Here is a 16,535-nt window from a genome sequence, read left to right as displayed (position 1 = left end):
GATGACACCCGTACTGGCCACCGCACTGCTCTCACTCCTGCAAGGTCCCTACCTCCCCGCCGCCGACAACGAACCGCCCGCAAACGCGCCTTTGTGGGTGTCGGGCGAAGCGGCCGAAGAGCACTCGTTTTCGGTGACCGCCGAGTTCGATTGCCCTCCCGACACAACAGGAGGGCATCTGCAGGTTTCGATCTCCGACACGACGGTGCGCGCCGCTTTCTCGGCGGAGGAAGACGCCTGGCGCAGGGTGTTTTCCATTCAGGTCCCCGCCCGGCAGCTGCGCGGCCTGAGGCCGGAAATCTTCTGTCCCGAGACCGGCGACACGCCGGGACCGGTGCTGCGGCTGAAGTCGAAATTCACCGCACAGGGCGCCCTGGTATGCCGGGCTTCGACGGGGAAGCAAACGAGCGCTCAAACGTCCCTTGCACTGGACGCCTGGGTGCGCTGTCCGCCCCTGCCCGAGAAACCCCCAGCACCTGGGAACGAGGGCGTCCCGCCCTCGGAAATCGATTAACGCAGCCGGTCCTGCAAGTCGGCCAGCGCGCCCGATCCCGGGCAAAGCCTTTCGTAAGGCAAGTCCGCCAGCGGCGTTTCGCCCAATCGCGCGAGTTCATGCATGTCCGCGCCGCCTTCCTCCACGAACAGCAGGCCGGTGGCCACCTCTCCATTGCCCTGGCGGCGGCTGAGATAAGCCAGGGCCGCACTCCGGTCGCTTGCGTCGTACTCCTGGTCCAGTTTGCGCAGCAGGATGCTGCCTCCGCCGTGCAACTGGACCTGCTGCGCCTCGCCCACGCCGAGTTCGGCCTTGATTTCGACTTCCGGCGGAATGAAATCCGTGTGGCCGATCGGATACGCATTCTCGCGCGTAAAGCGATAGCTCTTGGTCGAGCCCTCGTGGTCGTTGAACGTGACGCAGGGCGAAATCACGTCGATCATCGCAAACCCGCGATGCGACAGTCCGGCCTTGAGCAGCGGCACCAGCTGTGTGCGGTCTCCGGAAAACCCGCGGGCCACGAAACCGCAACCCGAGGCAATCGCGAGCAGGCAGGGATCAATGGCCTGCTGTTCGTTCACCTCGCCGCGCTTGGCGGTGCTGCCGGTGTCGGCGGAGGCGGAAAACTGTCCCTTGGTAAGCCCGTAGACGCCGTTGTCCTCGATCAGGTACAGCATGTTGAGGTTGCGGCGCATGGCGTGAACGAACTGACCGACCCCGATGGACAGCGAATCGCCGTCGCCGGAAATGCCGATGTACTGGAGCCGGCCATTGACCGCGGCGGCGCCGGTGGATACCGAAGGCATTCGCCCGTGGACCGAGTTGAACCCGTGGGAGGAAGCCGCGAAGTACGCCGGCGTCTTGGACGAACATCCGATCCCGCTGAGCTTGCCCATTCGATGCGGCGGTATGGACAGCTCGAAGACCGCCTGGATCAGCGCACCGGTGATCGAGTCGTGCCCGCAGCCCGCGCAAAGCGTGGACATGCCGCCCTCGTAGTCGCGCATGGTCAGCCCCAGTTCGTTGCGGGCCAGGGCCGGGTGGCTGACCTTGGGTCGGGCGATATAGCTCATTCCGTGTTCTTCATCCGGCGACGCCTAAGCCGCCTGGTCCCGCAGCATGTCCGCCTCGACCGCGCTGACGATCGAGGTCGCGGGGATCGGCATGCCGTTGTAGTGCAGTACTTCCACGAGCTGCTCGGCGCGGCCGCCGGCCTCGTTGATCAGCAGCGTGCGCAACTGCGCGTCGCGGTTCTGCTCCACAACGTAGATGCGCTTGTGATCGTTCAGGAAAGTCTCGACTTCCGCACCGAAGGGGAATGCATTGATCTTCATGTAGTCCAGTGTCACGCCCCGGCCGGCCAGCGTGTCCAGCGCCTCGCGGCAGGCGGAATGGCCGGTGCCCAGGGTGATCATTCCGGCCTGCGCGCCGGGGGCCGTGCGAATTTCGGGCCGCGGCACGATGGTCGCCGCATGATCCCATTTCCTGCGCAGGCGATCCAGCACCTCCTGGTACTCGCCGGCATTCTCAGTGTAGCCGCCGTACATGTTGTGTCCCGACCCGCGGGTGAAGAACGCCCCCTTGGGATGCTCGCCCGGCAGCGTGCGGTACGGCACGCCGTCGCCGTCCACGTCCAGGTAGCGATAGAAGGCTTCCATTTCCTCAAGCTGCTCGGCGCGCAATACCTTGCCGCGATCGGGCCGGTACTCGTCGTCCCAGGTCAGCTCCTCGCTCATCCAGTCGTTCATGCCCAGGTCCAGGTCCGAAAGCACGATCACCGGCGTCTGCAGCCTCTCGGCCAGGTCAAAGGCCGTTGCCGCCATTTCAAAGCACTCTTTCGGAGTGGAGGGAAATAGCAAAACATGGCGGGTGTCGCCGTGCGAGGCGTAGGCGCAGGACAGGATGTCGCCCTGCTGCGTGCGGGTGGGCATGCCGGTGGACGGACCCACCCGTTGCACGTCGAACAGGACCGCCGGAATCTCCGCGTAGTAGCCGTAACCGAGGAACTCGGACATCAGCGAGATACCCGGGCCCGAGGTGGGCGTAAAGGCGCGCGCGCCGTTCCATCCGGCGCCCAGCACCATGCCGATCGCGGCCAGTTCGTCTTCCGCCTGGATCACGCAGTAATCGCGGGAGCCGTCTTCGGCGGTGCGGAAGCGCGCGCAAAAGCTGCGAAACGCGTCCATCAGCGAAGTGGACGGCGTAATCGGGTACCAGGCGCCGAACGTGGCGCCGGCATAAACGCTGCCGAGTGCCGCCGCCGTATTGCCGTCGATGATGATTTGCGAGCCCGGCCCCTCCATTGAGCGGGCCACGAACGGCAAGGGGCAGTGCAGGTGTTCGCGGGCGTAGTCGTATCCCAGGCCGATGGCGATCTGATTGGCCTCAAGCAGCGGCTTCTTGCGGGCGAACGTTTGGCGCAGCAGCTCCCGGATGATGTCGAGATCGAGTTCCAGCAGCGCCGCCAGCACGCCCACGTAGGCGATGTTCTTCATCAGGATGCGCGCGCGCGCGTTATCGAAGCTCTCGTTGCACATGCGCGCCAGGGGAACGCCCAGGATGTGCACGTCCTCGCGGCGCAGCACCTCGCGGCGCGGCCAGGTGGAGTCGTAGAGCAGGTAGCCGCCGGAGGTCAGCTCGCGAAGGTCGCGCTGGTACGTCTCGGCGTTCATGGCCACGGCTATATCCACGCTGCCGGAGCGCGCCAGGTAGCCGCGGTGGCTGGCGCGCACTTCGTACCAGGTGGGCAGGCCCTGGATATTGGATGGGAAGTAGTTCTTGCCAGCAACCGGGATGCCCATCCTGAACAGGGTCTTCATCAGCAACGAATTGGCGCTGGCCGAGCCGGTGCCGTTTACGTTGGCGATGCGAATCGTGAAATCGTTGTCTGCCGGCATGAGCCGTTCTACCAGTGCACTAGGCCGCCGTGCGAACCGGCGCTTCCTTCGTTTCGGCCCCGGCCTTGCTCTGGCCGAGCGAACCCCGGGGCGGGCGCCCTTCGGCTTCGTGGTGCACGTACGGAGTCAGCAATTCGGATTTCTGCATGTCCCAGGCCGCCGTCGGGCAGCGTTCCGCGCACAGACCGCAATGCACGCACAGGTCCTCGTCCTTGACCATTACCCTTCCGGTCTGGGGCAGTTCGGCCGAAACGTAGAGCGGCTGTTCGAGATTGTGCGCCGGGACCGTAAGACGTTCCCGCAGATCTTCCTCTTCCCCGTTGGGCGCAATCGTCAGGCAATGCACCGGACAAATGTCCACGCAGGCGTCGCATTCGATGCAAAGCGGGGCCTCGAATACCGTCTGTATATCGCAGTTCAGGCAACGCTGCGCTTCGCGCGCGGCCTGTTCCGGCGTAAAGCCCAGCTCCACCTCGATGTCCAGTTTGCGGAACCTCTTCTCCAGGTCCATGTGCTGCATGGCCCGCCTGGGCGCGGTCTCGTAATCGTTGGAGTAACTCCATTCGTGGATGCCCATCTTGGCGGCCAGCAGGTTCATGCCGGGAGGCATGCGCTCGGTAATCGGCTCGCCGTGACAATACTTGTGGATCGAAATGGCCGCCTGGTGGCCGTGCTCCACCGCCCAGATGATGTTCTCGGGGCCGAAGGCCGCGTCGCCGCCGAAGAAGACGCCTTCGCGGGTGGATTCATACGTGACGCGATCGACGATGGGAACGTCCCAGCGGTCGAAATCGATGCCGATGTCCCGCTCCACCCAGGGGAAGGCGGTTTCCTGGCCGATCGCCAGGATCACGTCGTCGCAGGGGAAGAACTCCTGGCCGGTTATGCGGCTTTCCATGATCCTTCCGTCGACGATGTCGTATTCCATCAGGTCGAAGACCATGCCCTTCAGCTTCCCGTCCTCGACCACGAATTCCTTCGGCGAGTGGTTCACGACGATTTCCACTTTTTCTTCTTCGGCGTCTTCCAGCTCCCAGTCGGAAGCCTTGAAAAAGCCCCTCGGCTTGCGCGCCATGACCTTCACATCGTTCGCGCCCAACCGCAGGGAGGTGCGGCAGCAGTCCATGGCCGTGTTGCCCACGCCGATGATGAGCACCCGCTCTCCGATGGAGTCGAGGTGGCCGAAAGCCACGCTTTCCAGCCACTCGATGCCGATATGTATGGACTTGGTATCGTGCCGCCCGGGCAGGTTCAGCTCCTTGCCCTTGGGCGCCCCGGTGCCCACGAAAACCGCGTCATAGCCGCCGTTGTCCAGCAGGTCGCGCATGCTCTTGATCTCGTGACCCAGACGCAGGTCGATGTCCATGCGCAGGATCTGGTCCATTTCCTCGTCCAGGACCTCGACCGGCAGCCTGAAGGCCGGGATGTTGGTGCGCATCAGGCCGCCCGGCTTGTCCAGCGACTCGTAGATGACCAGCTCGTACCCCAGCGGCGCCAGGTCGTTGGCCACCGTCAGCGAGGCGCAACCGGCACCGATCAGGGCCACGCGCTTGCCGTTCTTCTCCTTTGGCGCGGTGGGCAGCCGATGGTCGATGTCGCCGCGCAGGTCCGCCGCCACGCGCTTGAGCCGGCAGATGGCCACCGGCTTTTCCTCCACCCGGCCGCGCCGGCAGACCGGCTCGCAGGGGCGGTCGCAAACCCGGCCCAGGATCGCAGGGAACACGTTGGACTTGCGGTTGAGCATGTAGGCATCGGCGTAGCGTCCCTGCGCGATCAGCCGGATGTACTCGGGTATGTCGGTGTGCGCCGGGCAGCCCCACTGGCAATCGACAACGCGATGGAAATAGTCTGGGTTACTTATATCGGTGGGCTGCATGCAAGCCCCGCGGGAGGAACGACCGGATGCTTGGACTTTGAATTATACAAGTTGGGCAGCCTTCGCATGGAAAATATTTCTGGCCCGGAGAACGGATTAGCGGCGATAATTGAGCCATGGCTGATCTGGATCGATACACCGCCCTTGCCTTGCAGACCGGCTCGCTGACGGTCAGCGAGTGCGAGACCCGGGAGGAGGCGCGCGAGTTGATGCGCACGAACCTCAAGCGCACCGCGCGCTCGGTTGCCGGAGGCTGCGCCTTCACGCTCCAATACATTGGAGAGGCTCCGCGGCTCGTCGTACTGCCCGAGTATTCGTTGACCGGCTTCCCGCTGGGCGCGCCGATCGAACAGTGGCGGCACAATGCGGCGCTGGACCCGAAAGGCGAGGAATACGAGGAACTGTCAAGGATTGCCGTTCGCCATTCCATTTACCTGGCGGGCAATTGCTACGAAACCGACCCGGCCTTTCCGGAGCTGTTCTTCCAGACCTGCTTTCTCATCGATCCGTCCGGCGAGGTCATATTGCGCTATAGGCGCATGATTTCGCTGAATGCCCCCACGCCCTTCGACGTGTGGGATGCCTACCTGGACCTGTACGGCGAGGACGGCGTATTTCCGGTTGCGGACACGCCGCTGGGACGTATCGCCGCGATTGCCTCCGAGGAAATCCTCTATCCCGAGATCGCCCGCGCCCACGCCGTACGCGGCGCGGAAATCTTCGTGCATCCGACCAGCGAGGCGGGCAGCAACCGCATCACCGGCAAGGAGATTGCGAGGCGCTCGCGGGCGGTCGAGAACATCGCCTACGTGGTGAGCGCCAATTCGGCCTGGCTGGAAAACCTGGCGATCCCCACGCATTCGACCACGGGCATGTCCAAGGTGGTGGACTTCGAGGGTCATGTTCTGGCCGAAGCGGCCCCCGGCGGCGAAAGCATGGTCGCGCATGCCTGCATCGACCTTGCGGCCCTGCGCGCCCGCAGGCGCATGGGCGGCATGACCAACACCCTGGTGAGAATGCCGATGCAGGCATTTGCCTCCACCTACGCGGAGCGGGTCATGCGCACCGGCAGAAGCCTGCTCGATGCCGACGGCGGCGTGCGAACGCCCGAAGTCGGCGAACTGCGCGCCGGCCTGGCCGCGGACATCGAGCGGCTCGCCAAGGCGGGGCTGCTTTGAGTTCCACAGTCGCGCAGGGGCGCGGCGACACGCTGATTCGGGGCGCGACCCTGATCAACGAAGGACGACGGTCCGAGCAGGACGTTCTGATCCGCGGGGATCGCATCGAACAGATCGGCGGCTCGCCCCGCGCGCGGGGGGCCGTTACCGAGATCGATGCGGGTGGAAAATGGCTGCTGCCCGGCCTGATCGACGACCAGGTGCATTTCCGCGAACCCGGACACGTGCACAAGGGAAACATCGCCAGCGAATCGTCGGCGGCCGTGGCCGGCGGCGTCACCAGCTTCATGGACATGCCCAATGTCTCGCCCGCCACAGTCACACGGGAAAGGCTCGCCGCTAAGTACGCCGCCGCCAAAGGACGCGCCTGGGGGAATTACGCCTTCTACCTGGGAGCCACCGAAAGCAACCTTGAGGAAATCCAGGCGCTGAAGGGCAGCGAGGCCTGCGGCGTGAAAGTCTTCATGGGGCCCTCCACGGGAGACCTGCTGGTGGAGAAACCCGAGGCGCTCGAGCGCATCTTCGCAAACTGCCCGCTGCTGATCGCGACCCATTGCGAGGACCGCACGCGTATCGAAGAACAACTGGCCCGGGCGAAAGAAACCTACGGCGGAGAGATTCCGGCGGCCGCGCATGCCGATATCCGCGATGCGGAATGCTGCTACCGCTCTTCCAGCCTGGCCGTGTCGCTGGCCCGCAAGCACGGCGCAAAGCTGCACGTGCTGCACCTGACCACGGCGAAGGAACTCGAGCAGTTCGATCCTGAGGAAGATCTCCGCAGCGCCGGCAGCGTAACGGCGGAAGTCTGCGTGCATCACCTGTGGTTTGACCAGGGGGACTACGAGCGCCTGGGACACCGGATCAAGTGCAATCCCTCGATCAAGTCCGCCACCGACCGCGCCGCACTGCGGCAAGCGCTTGCCGACGGCCGCATCAGCGTGATCGCTACCGATCATGCGCCGCACACCGCTCAGGAAAAGTCGGGCGACTACCTTAGTGCGCCCGCCGGCCTGCCGCTGGTCCAGCATTCGCTGCTCATGCTGCTGGACCTGGCCCGCGCCGGCCATTTCACGGTCGAGCGTGCGGTCGAGGCAGCCTGTCACGCTCCGGCTCGCCTGTACGGTATCGCCGATCGCGGCTTTCTGCGCGAAGGCTATTTCGCGGACTGCGTGCTGGTTGATCCGCAGGGCGGACAGCAAGTGGACAGCAAGAGCCTGCTCTACAAGTGCGGCTGGTCGCCGCTGGAAGGCCATCGCTTCGGCGCCCGCGTCGACACGACTTTCGTTAACGGCGCGGTCGCCTGGAAGGACGGCAAACTGTCCGGGGCACCGTCGGGGCAGGCGCTGGTCTGCAATTCAGGGGGGAAACCATGAGCACGGTAGTCAAGCGGACCACGCTGGTGGTTCGAAGCGTGGAGCGGTCGACGGCCTTCTACCGCGATGTCCTCGGATTCACGGCCGCGTTTGACCAGGAGATCACGATGGCCGGCGCGGGCTACCCTGCAGCCGGGGCCGGCGACCGGGTCCGGCTGGTAATGATGCAGGGCAAGGACCCCGCCGGAAGCATGATCGGCCTGCTGGAGCACCTCGAGCCCAGGCTGCCCGAGCCGGACGAACGGGCGGTGGGCATCGGCGACAGCGTCATCGTCATGCACACCGAGGACCTGGGCCGCGTGCACCGCGAATGCGAGGCCGCGGGCGCGAGGATTTTCTCCCAGCCCCACGCCTTCACCATTACCGGAGCCGATGGCAAGCCGGCGCAAATGCGGTCGATGACGATATTCGATCCCGATGGCTTCATCCTCGAAGTCAACCAGCGACCCGGATAGCCGGATCCCGTGGAGCGAGGACGTCTCGTCCTCCACGAGGGCGAGACGCCGCGAGGGACATGCCCTCGCTCCCAGGGGCGGCGGACTATACTGCCCTTCAGAGTGACTTTGGGAGACATCTTCATGCGTGCACCCTTGCCTGTGAGCCTGGTCATTGCCATGCTGATTGCCGGCTGCGCCGGCGAACCGGTGTCCGAAACAGCCGATCCGGCGCCTGCCGCCGGGACCGCCGTGCAAGGCCAAGCGGCGCTTTGCCTCGATATGGGACCGCAGACTCCGCGCGACATCAGCAGCGTGTACGGACTGAACACGGAGTCCTTCCCGCTGGCGCCGGCGGCGGGCGAAATGAACCTGTGCAACCTCCATACGCACACCAACGCGGAGCACAAGGGCCCCGGTTTCAACGTGTTTGTGAGCGATGCGGAAGACGGCGGATACGCCTGCAATGCATCGGCCGACCTAAGCGATGCGGAACTGGCTCCCGCCGACGGCGCCTACAAGGGCGTGAAGCCGGGCGACACCATCGAAGTGCATTGGGTGCACACCTCCTGCGCCGCGACACCCGGAGAAGGCCTCGGTTCCTGTGTTCCGGACGGTTGCGCCGATCCCCTTTTGCGCGTCGAAGCGCAGGTGTTCCTTGTGGTGAACGATTCGCAGGCGCTGGATTTCATGACAATGGCCTATGGCGGAAACATGATCGATGGCCTGCATCAGGCGATGATGATTCCCGCCACGACCGGCGAGCCGGTCCTGTTCCGCGGCTCCACCACAGGGCCATCGTACGACCAGAGCAACTGTTCGCCCGTGCGGGTCACCTGGAGCGTGCGGCCGCAGTGCACCAGACTCGACATCAACTCCCTGCACCGCTGGGCCGAGCAGGGCAACGTGTTCAACGAAACCAAGTCGCACGGCGTACGTCAACTGGTCACCGCCCCGGAGCTGCTCTCCCCGATCGAATAACCCCTTACATCCGGCTAAAGATCTATGCGCTCCTCCCTCCTGTGTGGAGCGTCGGCGGCAGGACAGCCGCCGCCGAGCCCCATGGATGGGTTTATGCGTCTCCACACACGAGGGAGGAGCGCATAGACCGCAGGGTCGGCTAGAAGTTGTACGTAGCGCGAATGCCGTAGTTCCGGGGAATGGGAGCGGAGACCCGCAGCTCATTCTTTATCGGACCGGGAATGAAGGTGAACAAATCAATGCCGACCACACCGGCCAGGAACTCGTCGTGGTCCAGAGCGTTCTGCACAAAGGCCTCGACAGTGATCGCTTCAGTTCGAACGCCGAGGCGCAGGTTGACTTGGTCGTAGGGCGCCGTCTTCGTGATATTGGAGAAGTCCGTGTAACGGCTTCCCTGGTGCGCCCAGTCCACCCGGCCGTACCAGTTCCAGTCGCCGGTCAGATTGTCCTCGTATTGACCTGAAAGAGCCCAGGCGATTCGCGGCGCCGCGGGCAGGGCATTGCCCTCCACTCCTTCGAAGCTGCCGTAAACGTTATTGCAGTCCACGCAGTTGTAGGAATTGATCTCGGTGTCATTGAGTCCGTAGTTGCCGGCCAGCGTCAGATTCTCCGTTGCCTGCCACTGCGCCTCGAACTCGATGCCCCGGAGTGTCGCCTCGCCGGTGTTGAGAACGATGTTGATCAGGTTGGCCACGCCATCGACGACGATGGGAACGTTTTGCCCGACCTGGCCATTGAGCCATTTGTCGTAATACACCGCCAGCGTGGTCCGGGCGCGGCCGCCCAGCCACATGGTCTTCCAGCCGATTTCGTAATTGTCCAGCTTTTCTTCATCAATGTTTATGCCCGCACTCGGCGCCACCGCGCGCAGCGCATCAACCACGGCCTGGCTCTCGGTGGCCAGGTCCGCATTGAAGCGGCCGGGGCGATAGCCGCGGGAGAACAGCGCATAAACCATGGCGTTCTCCGCATAGTTGTAGTCCAGGGAGACACGCGGTGCGAAGCTGGTGAACTCCGTGCTGAACTCCGAGGGCACCGTGGGCGGATTGCCCACGCGGTCACGGCGCGTGTTCTGCCAGATCTCGTCCCGCTGGTAGCGCGCTTCGACGCTCAAGGTCAGTTTCGGCGTGATGTCATAGTACGCGGCGCCGAACACGGCGGGCGTTTCGGACGCGCGTTCTATGCTGGCCGCAACGAAGGTCGGCCCCACGACCAGTTGCCCGTACACCGTTCCCCCCGGGGAAAAAGCGTCGGTGAAATTGAAGCCCGCCGTCCAACGCAGGCGCCGGTCCTGTGGAGAGGTAACACGCAACTCCTGGCTCCAGTCTCTCTGCTGACCTTGCAGCAGCATGGTTCCGTTCGCGTCCGGCCGCACATCGGTCCGGCCCTGAAGGGTGATGAACACGAAGGCAAGCGGATTGGGCCGCATTCGACCGTCGCGGTAGTTCAGGTCGATGATGTTCTGGTTCTTGTCCTTGTGGATCGCCGTCAGGGACGTGAAGGTATAACCCGACGAATGATCGAAATCGATCCGCAGGTTGGCCTGGAACGCCTCCCGCTTGAGGCCCACTTCCGGATGGAAGCGGGGATCGAAGGCAGGCCAGTTCGGGTTCGGATCGAACAGGGTCTTCTCAAGGATCGAATCGATCACCGTATCGGCGGAGAAGATCGCCGGATCCAGCTCGCCCATGCTCGGCAGCTCGCCGCAGACGATACCGCCCGCGGCGCGGGATCTGGGATTCAGTCCCTCCCGAAGCGGCGCGCTCAAGGGATCGCAGGTCCCGTCCGGGTTGGCGCGGCCGTTATAGGAATCCTGCTTGAGGGCGAACTGCGCGCCGTGGAAGTCCTCGTCTTCGAAGTAGTTGACGAACAGCTTCGCCTTCAGGTCGGATGTTGGCGTGAACAGCACCGACGTCGAAATGGAGTTGGTGGTGCGTCCGCCGAGGCGTTCGCCCGGTTGGCCGTAGTTGTCGATATACCCGCCCTGTTTCCAGTGACGGCCGCTGACGCGGGCCGAAAGCGTGTCCTCGACGATGGGACCCTCCAGCATGACATGCTGTTCGTTCGATCCGAACTCTCCATATTCGGCGGAAACCCGGCCTCGGAATTCATCGCCGGGTTCCTTCATCACGAAGTTAACGGCGCCGACGAAAGTCGAACGGCCGAAGTACGCGCTTTGCGGGCCCTTCAGGACTTCGACTCGCTCGGTATCGACAATGCTGGGCAGGAAAGCGCCCACCACCGGAGCGCCGTCGATGAACAGCAGCCCGCCGGCATTGATGCCCACGTTGCCGTTCAGGTAAAGGCCGCGGAACGTCAGGGAGTTGGAGGACCGGTCATTGCGGGCGCCCGCCTCCCCCGCCTGGTCGGTGAAACTGAAACTCGGCGTGAACAACTGAAGGTCGGTCAACTGCGCCATGTCGATGGCTTCCAGTTCGTCGGCGGAAAACGCCGTGACCGCCAGCGGCACTTCCATCAGGTTTTCCTCAACCTTTCGGGCCGTAACCACGATTTCTTCCAGCGCAAGTTCCTGGGCGATTGCCCCCGCACCCGGCAGGAAAACCAACGAAGTGACTGCGGTGATGACCGCAAACGGATTACGCGCCATGATATGTCCCCTCCCTTAAGGAAGATACTATCACGCGCCATTCACAGGCTTTCCCCTGCTAATGCAACCGAATCAGCGGCCTTCCCGCGGATGATCGAATCGGCCGTTGCGCAGGAAGTGCGCCGTCTGGCGCTGGACCTCGTCGTTCCAGACGATGGTCGTGTGCGTAGCCGGCGTCAGCAGAAAATCCTTCATTCCGGGCGCCTTCGTCTCGTCCACCGTGACCACGCCGTCGCTGGGTTCGGACGGCGCGCCCGGAATCAGCTTTCTCAGGTTACGGGTGCCCGCAATCACGCCCAGTTCGAAATCGGGGGCGTCCAGGCGGCGCGGCACCGACTCGTCGCCGGTGCCCAGTTGCGCCAGCGCATCCGGTTCATATAACTTCCCCAGCGGGCTGTCGCCCACATAGTCGGCAAACCGGCTGCCCTGGTTGGGGGGAGCCAGCATCACCACCCTCTCAAGTCCCGCTATCGACCCTTGCGAAAGGTATTGGCGGACCAGTATTCCTCCCATGGAATGGGTCACGAAGTGGATCCGCGACAGGCCCTGCGCAGAGCACCTCTGAAGTCCCTCCTCCACCGCTTCGACCGCGAGCGATTCGATCGGGTCCGCCAGCGAGGGATAAGTGACATTGGCCACGAAATAGCCCTGCTCCTCCAGGCTCAATTCCATGGGCTTGAGGAGCAGCGCGAATCCCCCTATGCCGTGTAGCAGCACGACGCAATGGGTCGGCTCCCCGGGATTGCCGGGACCCCCATCGGCGCGGACAGGCTGCGCCGAAAGCGTCAGGAAAGCTGCAAACCACAGCAGGATTGCCGGTCGCAGGACCGGGTTCATGACCGATTCAGCCCGGCACCCCGCCGGGCTCGGCCGGTATCAGTCGTGGTCGTCGTGGTGAACGTGGTCGCGGTAGTGCGGGTGCTCGAAGTCGTGCGGGTGGTTGTGGCCGTCCTGGGCGCGGACCCACTCGTACAGGTTCCGCTTCTGCCGATACAGCTGGGCCGCCGCCCGCTCCTGGTTCTCCTCGGGCGTGGTCCACGGATTGAAGTGGAAGTAATTGTGCAACTGCGAGTCCGTCCGCCCGATCGCGAGACAGCCGTACGTGCTCTGAAACGCGCCGTGGTTGATCCAGGGCGGGCGCCAGAAATAGCCGCCGGTGGGCAGGTAGCCGAACTGCATCATCCAGGAAGTGCCCCAGACGTGATAGCCCTCTTCCATGCAGTCGTGGTACGAGATGTTGTCCTGCCAGAAGTTCGGCGTCATGCAGTACATGAACGTGAACCCGTGGGTTAGCGGATCGAACTTGAGGACCTTGACGAAGCAGCCGGGCGCCACCGACGGCGACACGTTGGCCGGACCCCAGACGATGTCTTCCAGCGCGTTGACGCTCACCATCTTGTGGCGCTCGGCGCGCGGATGGTCCTCGTCGGACTCCACGAAACTCGGCTCGCCGTAGTTGTAGAACATCAGGCAGCGCGCGCCGTTCGGAGAGCTGAGGGCGGGCAATGAAACGCCGGGCGGCAGCCACAGGTAGTGGCCGGTCTCGAAGGTCTTGTCTCCAACCTGGAGACTGCCTTCGGCAACGTAGAGCTCCATTTCGGTGTAGCTCATGCCCGGGGGCAGGGAATAACCGGACTCGAACTTCACGACCAGCGAGCAGGCGCCCGTGTCGCTGTCGAGGCTCAGCACCTTGTAGTGCATGCCCTTGCCGAAACCGGGCAAGGTCATGCGCCGGAAGGGAACGTCGGTTTCTACGTAGGGTTCAATATGTGGACGGCCCATTTTGATTTGCTCCCTTATCTCTAAAATACGACCTTGAACGGCCGGTCGGGACGGGTGGGAAGTTCGTCATCGGGGATCTGACGGCGATTGTCGTAGTGAACGTTGAAGCCGCGCGTCTGGATGCGCTCGAAGAACTTTTCCACCCACACATCGCGTTCGTCGGACAGGTCATCCATATCCTGGACGATTTGCTGGTAGCGCTTCTCCTGTTCCGCGCTCTCGTCGCTGATCCACTGCTTCGCCTCGGCGGATTTCTCGTATTCGATCAGATTCTTCGCCACGTGATGGCCTCCCATGTTTTCCGGACTGCGGCGAACACTTCGCCGCGCGCGCTGCCTGCGCACAAAGTCGGGGCAAGTCCCCTCAACCCCGCTGCCCAGACAGCAGGCGCTGAATACTGGCACAAAGACCCCGGCAATGCAAACCTCGCTTGTCTGCCGACCGTTCGGGGCGCTCCAGACGCCTGGAAGACCATGCTCCAGGGTCTGAAAGACAATAAATCACCGCTTGTATATAATTCGCGCTGGCCCGCCAATGGCCTTGTGGGGACGGGGTTTGCGGGCTTTCGCGCGTTTGGCGCCAATTCCTTCAGAAACGCAGGGGACAGCTCCCGATGAAATCGATTCACAAACTTGCATCCGCCGTTATCGGCTGTGCGCTTTTAGCGCCGGCATTCGCCCAGGACGACCAGATGATCGAAGAGGTCATCGTGACCGCCCAGCGCCGGGCGGAAAGCGTGCAGGACGTACCGATCGCAGTCAGCGCGTATTCCGACCTGCAGCTTCGCGAACTTCAGGTGACCGAGCTGCTGGACATGACCCGGCTGGTGCCCAACCTGATCGGCAGCAACAACACGGGACTGGGCTCGGCCAACGTGTATTCGCTTCGCGCGCTGAACAACACCGAATCGATCCCCACCTTCGATCCCCCGGTTGGCAGCTACGTGGACGACATCTTCATCAGCCGGCAGAACGCAAACAACTTCGCGCTGTTCGACATCGACCGGATCGAGGTGCTGCGCGGACCGCAGGGCACGCTGTTCGGCCGCAACACCACCGGCGGCGCCGTGAACGTGATCCTGAAGAAGCCGGCCGAGGAATTCGGCGGCTACGTCGAACTGGGCTTCGGCCGGTTCAGCCAGGTGCGCTTCCGCGGCAGCGTGGACCTGCCGGTCCAGGAAAACCTCCTGCTCAAGCTCTCGGCCTACGCGATCGATGACGACGGCTTCGTCGAGAATCGCACCACGGGCGAAGACGGCATCAACTACGAGAAGAACGTGGGCGTGCGCGCCGCGCTGCGCTGGCTGGGCGAAACCGTCACCTGGGACGCGGCCGTGGCCTACGTGGACAACGAGCATGCCAACCTGCTGAACCTCAACGATCCGGACGAGGACGAGCGCTACACCCTTACCGGACTGCGCTCCGACCAGGCCCCGCCCTGGCCCACGCCCATCCACGGCGCGAAAGCCGGCAAGCCGCTGGGCAACTGGGTCAACTCGCTTTCGCTCTATTCGAACATCGAAGTGGACACCGCATACGGCACCCTCAACATAATTACCGGCCAGCGCTACCTTGATCACGATTTCACGCTGGACTTCCTGAACCTCGGCCGGCCCTACGGCGGCTTCACGATCGCCAATGAGGGAGAACATGACCAGTTCACGCAGGAAATCAAGCTGACCGGCTCCACCGGCAACGGAGCGCTGGACTACGTGGCGGGCGTGTTCTACATCCAGGAAGAAAACGCCGTGGACTTTGCCGATCTCCTGGGCATCGGCGGCGCCTTCAACGGCTTCCAGCCGCTGCTGCTGGCCGACCGGCTTCTCGAGAACGACACTGACGCTCTGGCGATCTATCTGCAGGTGGACTATCACGTCAACGAGCAAATCACGCTCACCGGCGGCGCCCGCTGGACCGACGAAACCAAGGACGTGGGTTTCACCAAGAACCCCAACTGGCCGTGGGGCTTCGACTCCGCCGATATCGCCGCGCTGGGGTATCCGCTGGAACAGAACGCCAAGATCACGACTCCGCGAATCGCGCTTGAGTACGAAATCAGCGACGACCTGATGCTCTACGCGTCGGCCACGCGAGGGTTCAAGTCCGGCGGCTGGAACGCGCGCGGCACCAACCCGGGGGCCATCGAGGTATTCGGTCCCGAAAAGGTCTGGTCGTACGAAGCAGGCATGCGCTCCGACTGGATGGGAGGACGGCTGCGTTTCAACGCCACCGTCTTCAGCACGGACGTCACCGACTTCCAGTTGCCGTCCGCGGTCTACGATCCCGTGACCGGCGCCCCGACCTTCAACACGCGCAACTACGCGTCGCTGGAAAACCAGGGCGTGGAGGTGGAACTCACCGCCGCGCTGATCGACGGTCTGACCGTGTTCGTGAACTTCGGGACGCAGGATGCGGAATATGCCGAGCTCAATCCTTCGATCATCGAACAGCAGGCGCTGTGTAACGCCGATCTGTCTGCAGGCGTTGCCGCCGCGGCGAGCCCCTTCTGCGCGGCGGGCGTGGTGAACCACCTGGGGCAGATTGCAGACCCGGTTCGCTCGCCGGACTACACGCTGACGGCCGGGGCGGCCTACGACATCGCGATCTCCCCGGGGTGGGAGCTGCGGCCGAGCGCCTTCATCTACAAGATCGGCAAGCACAGCATCGGCTCCAGCGGCGCGCCGACCGCGCTCAGCGACGGCTACTCGGTTATCACCGCCTCCGTCACGCTGCGTAACCTGGAACAGGACTGGTCGATCAGCGCCGAATGCCAGAACTGCGCCGACCGCGAACAGGGCACGTCCTTCTTCGTGGGCCTGTACCTGCAGGACCCGCGCACCTGGACCGTGAATTTCCGCAAGGACTTCTAGGCTGATCGCCTGAACCATTCAAGACCTGCCACGCGGCCGCGTGG

13 protein-coding genes are annotated in these 16,535 nt (G+C 63.7%); 6 read left to right on the top strand and 7 right to left on the bottom strand.

Translation table 11 applies throughout. The features are described 5' to 3' along the window. Position 1 precedes the first annotated feature (1 nt). Positions 2 to 514, top strand: a complete 513-nt coding sequence (locus F4036_10505; GenBank protein ID MYK38172.1) for a hypothetical protein — start codon at positions 2 to 4, stop codon at positions 512 to 514. Here F4036_10505 and F4036_10500 read toward each other — a convergent pair. Genes F4036_10500 through F4036_10490 form a run of 3 tightly spaced genes read right to left on the bottom strand, consistent with a single transcriptional unit; the run spans position 511 to position 5,266 of the window. Further along, positions 511 to 1,566 (bottom strand): 2-oxoacid:ferredoxin oxidoreductase subunit beta, encoded by a 1,056-nt coding sequence (locus F4036_10500; protein ID MYK38171.1) that lies wholly within the window; start codon positions 1,564 to 1,566, stop codon positions 511 to 513. The two genes, F4036_10505 and F4036_10500, sit on opposite strands and share 4 nt — an antisense overlap. A 24-nt stretch (positions 1,567 to 1,590) precedes the next feature. Continuing rightward, positions 1,591 to 3,390 (bottom strand): 2-oxoacid:acceptor oxidoreductase subunit alpha, encoded by a 1,800-nt coding sequence (locus F4036_10495; protein MYK38170.1) that lies wholly within the window; start codon positions 3,388 to 3,390, stop codon positions 1,591 to 1,593. A 19-nt stretch (positions 3,391 to 3,409) separates the two neighbouring features. Continuing rightward, entirely contained in the window at positions 3,410 to 5,266 is a 1,857-nt protein-coding gene (locus F4036_10490; GenBank protein MYK38169.1) for a 4Fe-4S dicluster domain-containing protein, read from the bottom strand. A 116-nt stretch (positions 5,267 to 5,382) separates the two neighbouring features. Between F4036_10490 and F4036_10485 the strand changes: the two genes are divergently transcribed. From F4036_10485 to F4036_10470, 4 genes are all read left to right on the top strand, one after another. Next, positions 5,383 to 6,444: a nitrilase gene (locus tag F4036_10485; GenBank protein MYK38168.1), complete on the top strand. Its 1,062-nt coding sequence runs from the start codon at positions 5,383 to 5,385 to the stop codon at positions 6,442 to 6,444. After that, on the top strand, positions 6,441 to 7,817 hold the full coding sequence (locus tag F4036_10480; protein ID MYK38167.1) for a dihydroorotase: 1,377 nt from the start codon (positions 6,441 to 6,443) through the stop codon (positions 7,815 to 7,817). Before F4036_10485 ends, F4036_10480 begins: the two co-directional genes overlap by 4 nt. Next, complete coding sequence (locus tag F4036_10475; GenBank protein ID MYK38166.1) at positions 7,814 to 8,272, top strand: VOC family protein; 459 nt, start codon at positions 7,814 to 7,816, stop codon at positions 8,270 to 8,272. The genes F4036_10480 and F4036_10475 overlap by 4 nt, the downstream gene beginning before the upstream one ends. A 123-nt stretch (positions 8,273 to 8,395) precedes the next feature. Then, positions 8,396 to 9,232 (top strand): cadmium carbonic anhydrase, encoded by an 837-nt coding sequence (locus tag F4036_10470; protein ID MYK38165.1) that lies wholly within the window; start codon positions 8,396 to 8,398, stop codon positions 9,230 to 9,232. Positions 9,233 to 9,371: 139 nt separating this feature from the next. Here F4036_10470 and F4036_10465 read toward each other — a convergent pair whose 3' ends face one another. From F4036_10465 to F4036_10450, 4 genes are all read right to left on the bottom strand, one after another. Continuing rightward, positions 9,372 to 11,840 (bottom strand): TonB-dependent receptor, encoded by a 2,469-nt coding sequence (locus tag F4036_10465; GenBank protein ID MYK38164.1) that lies wholly within the window; start codon positions 11,838 to 11,840, stop codon positions 9,372 to 9,374. A 72-nt stretch (positions 11,841 to 11,912) separates the two neighbouring features. Beyond that, positions 11,913 to 12,677: an alpha/beta fold hydrolase gene (locus F4036_10460; protein MYK38163.1), complete on the bottom strand. Its 765-nt coding sequence runs from the start codon at positions 12,675 to 12,677 to the stop codon at positions 11,913 to 11,915. A 39-nt stretch (positions 12,678 to 12,716) separates the two neighbouring features. Further along, on the bottom strand, positions 12,717 to 13,622 hold the full coding sequence (locus tag F4036_10455; GenBank protein MYK38162.1) for a DUF4437 domain-containing protein: 906 nt from the start codon (positions 13,620 to 13,622) through the stop codon (positions 12,717 to 12,719). Between the two features lie 20 nt (positions 13,623 to 13,642). After that, positions 13,643 to 13,903 (bottom strand): hypothetical protein, encoded by a 261-nt coding sequence (locus tag F4036_10450; GenBank protein ID MYK38161.1) that lies wholly within the window; start codon positions 13,901 to 13,903, stop codon positions 13,643 to 13,645. A 332-nt stretch (positions 13,904 to 14,235) separates the two neighbouring features. Here F4036_10450 and F4036_10445 point away from each other — a divergent pair, with 332 nt between their 5' ends. Further along, complete coding sequence (locus F4036_10445; protein MYK38160.1) at positions 14,236 to 16,491, top strand: TonB-dependent receptor; 2,256 nt, start codon at positions 14,236 to 14,238, stop codon at positions 16,489 to 16,491. The last annotated feature ends 44 nt before the right edge of the window (positions 16,492 to 16,535 follow it).

This window comes from Gammaproteobacteria bacterium (assembly GCA_009845905.1).
GTDB lineage: Bacteria > Pseudomonadota > Gammaproteobacteria > Steroidobacterales > Foliamicaceae > Foliamicus.
Note: the sequence above shows the minus strand (reverse complement) of the source record. Positions and strands in the feature narration are given on the sequence as shown.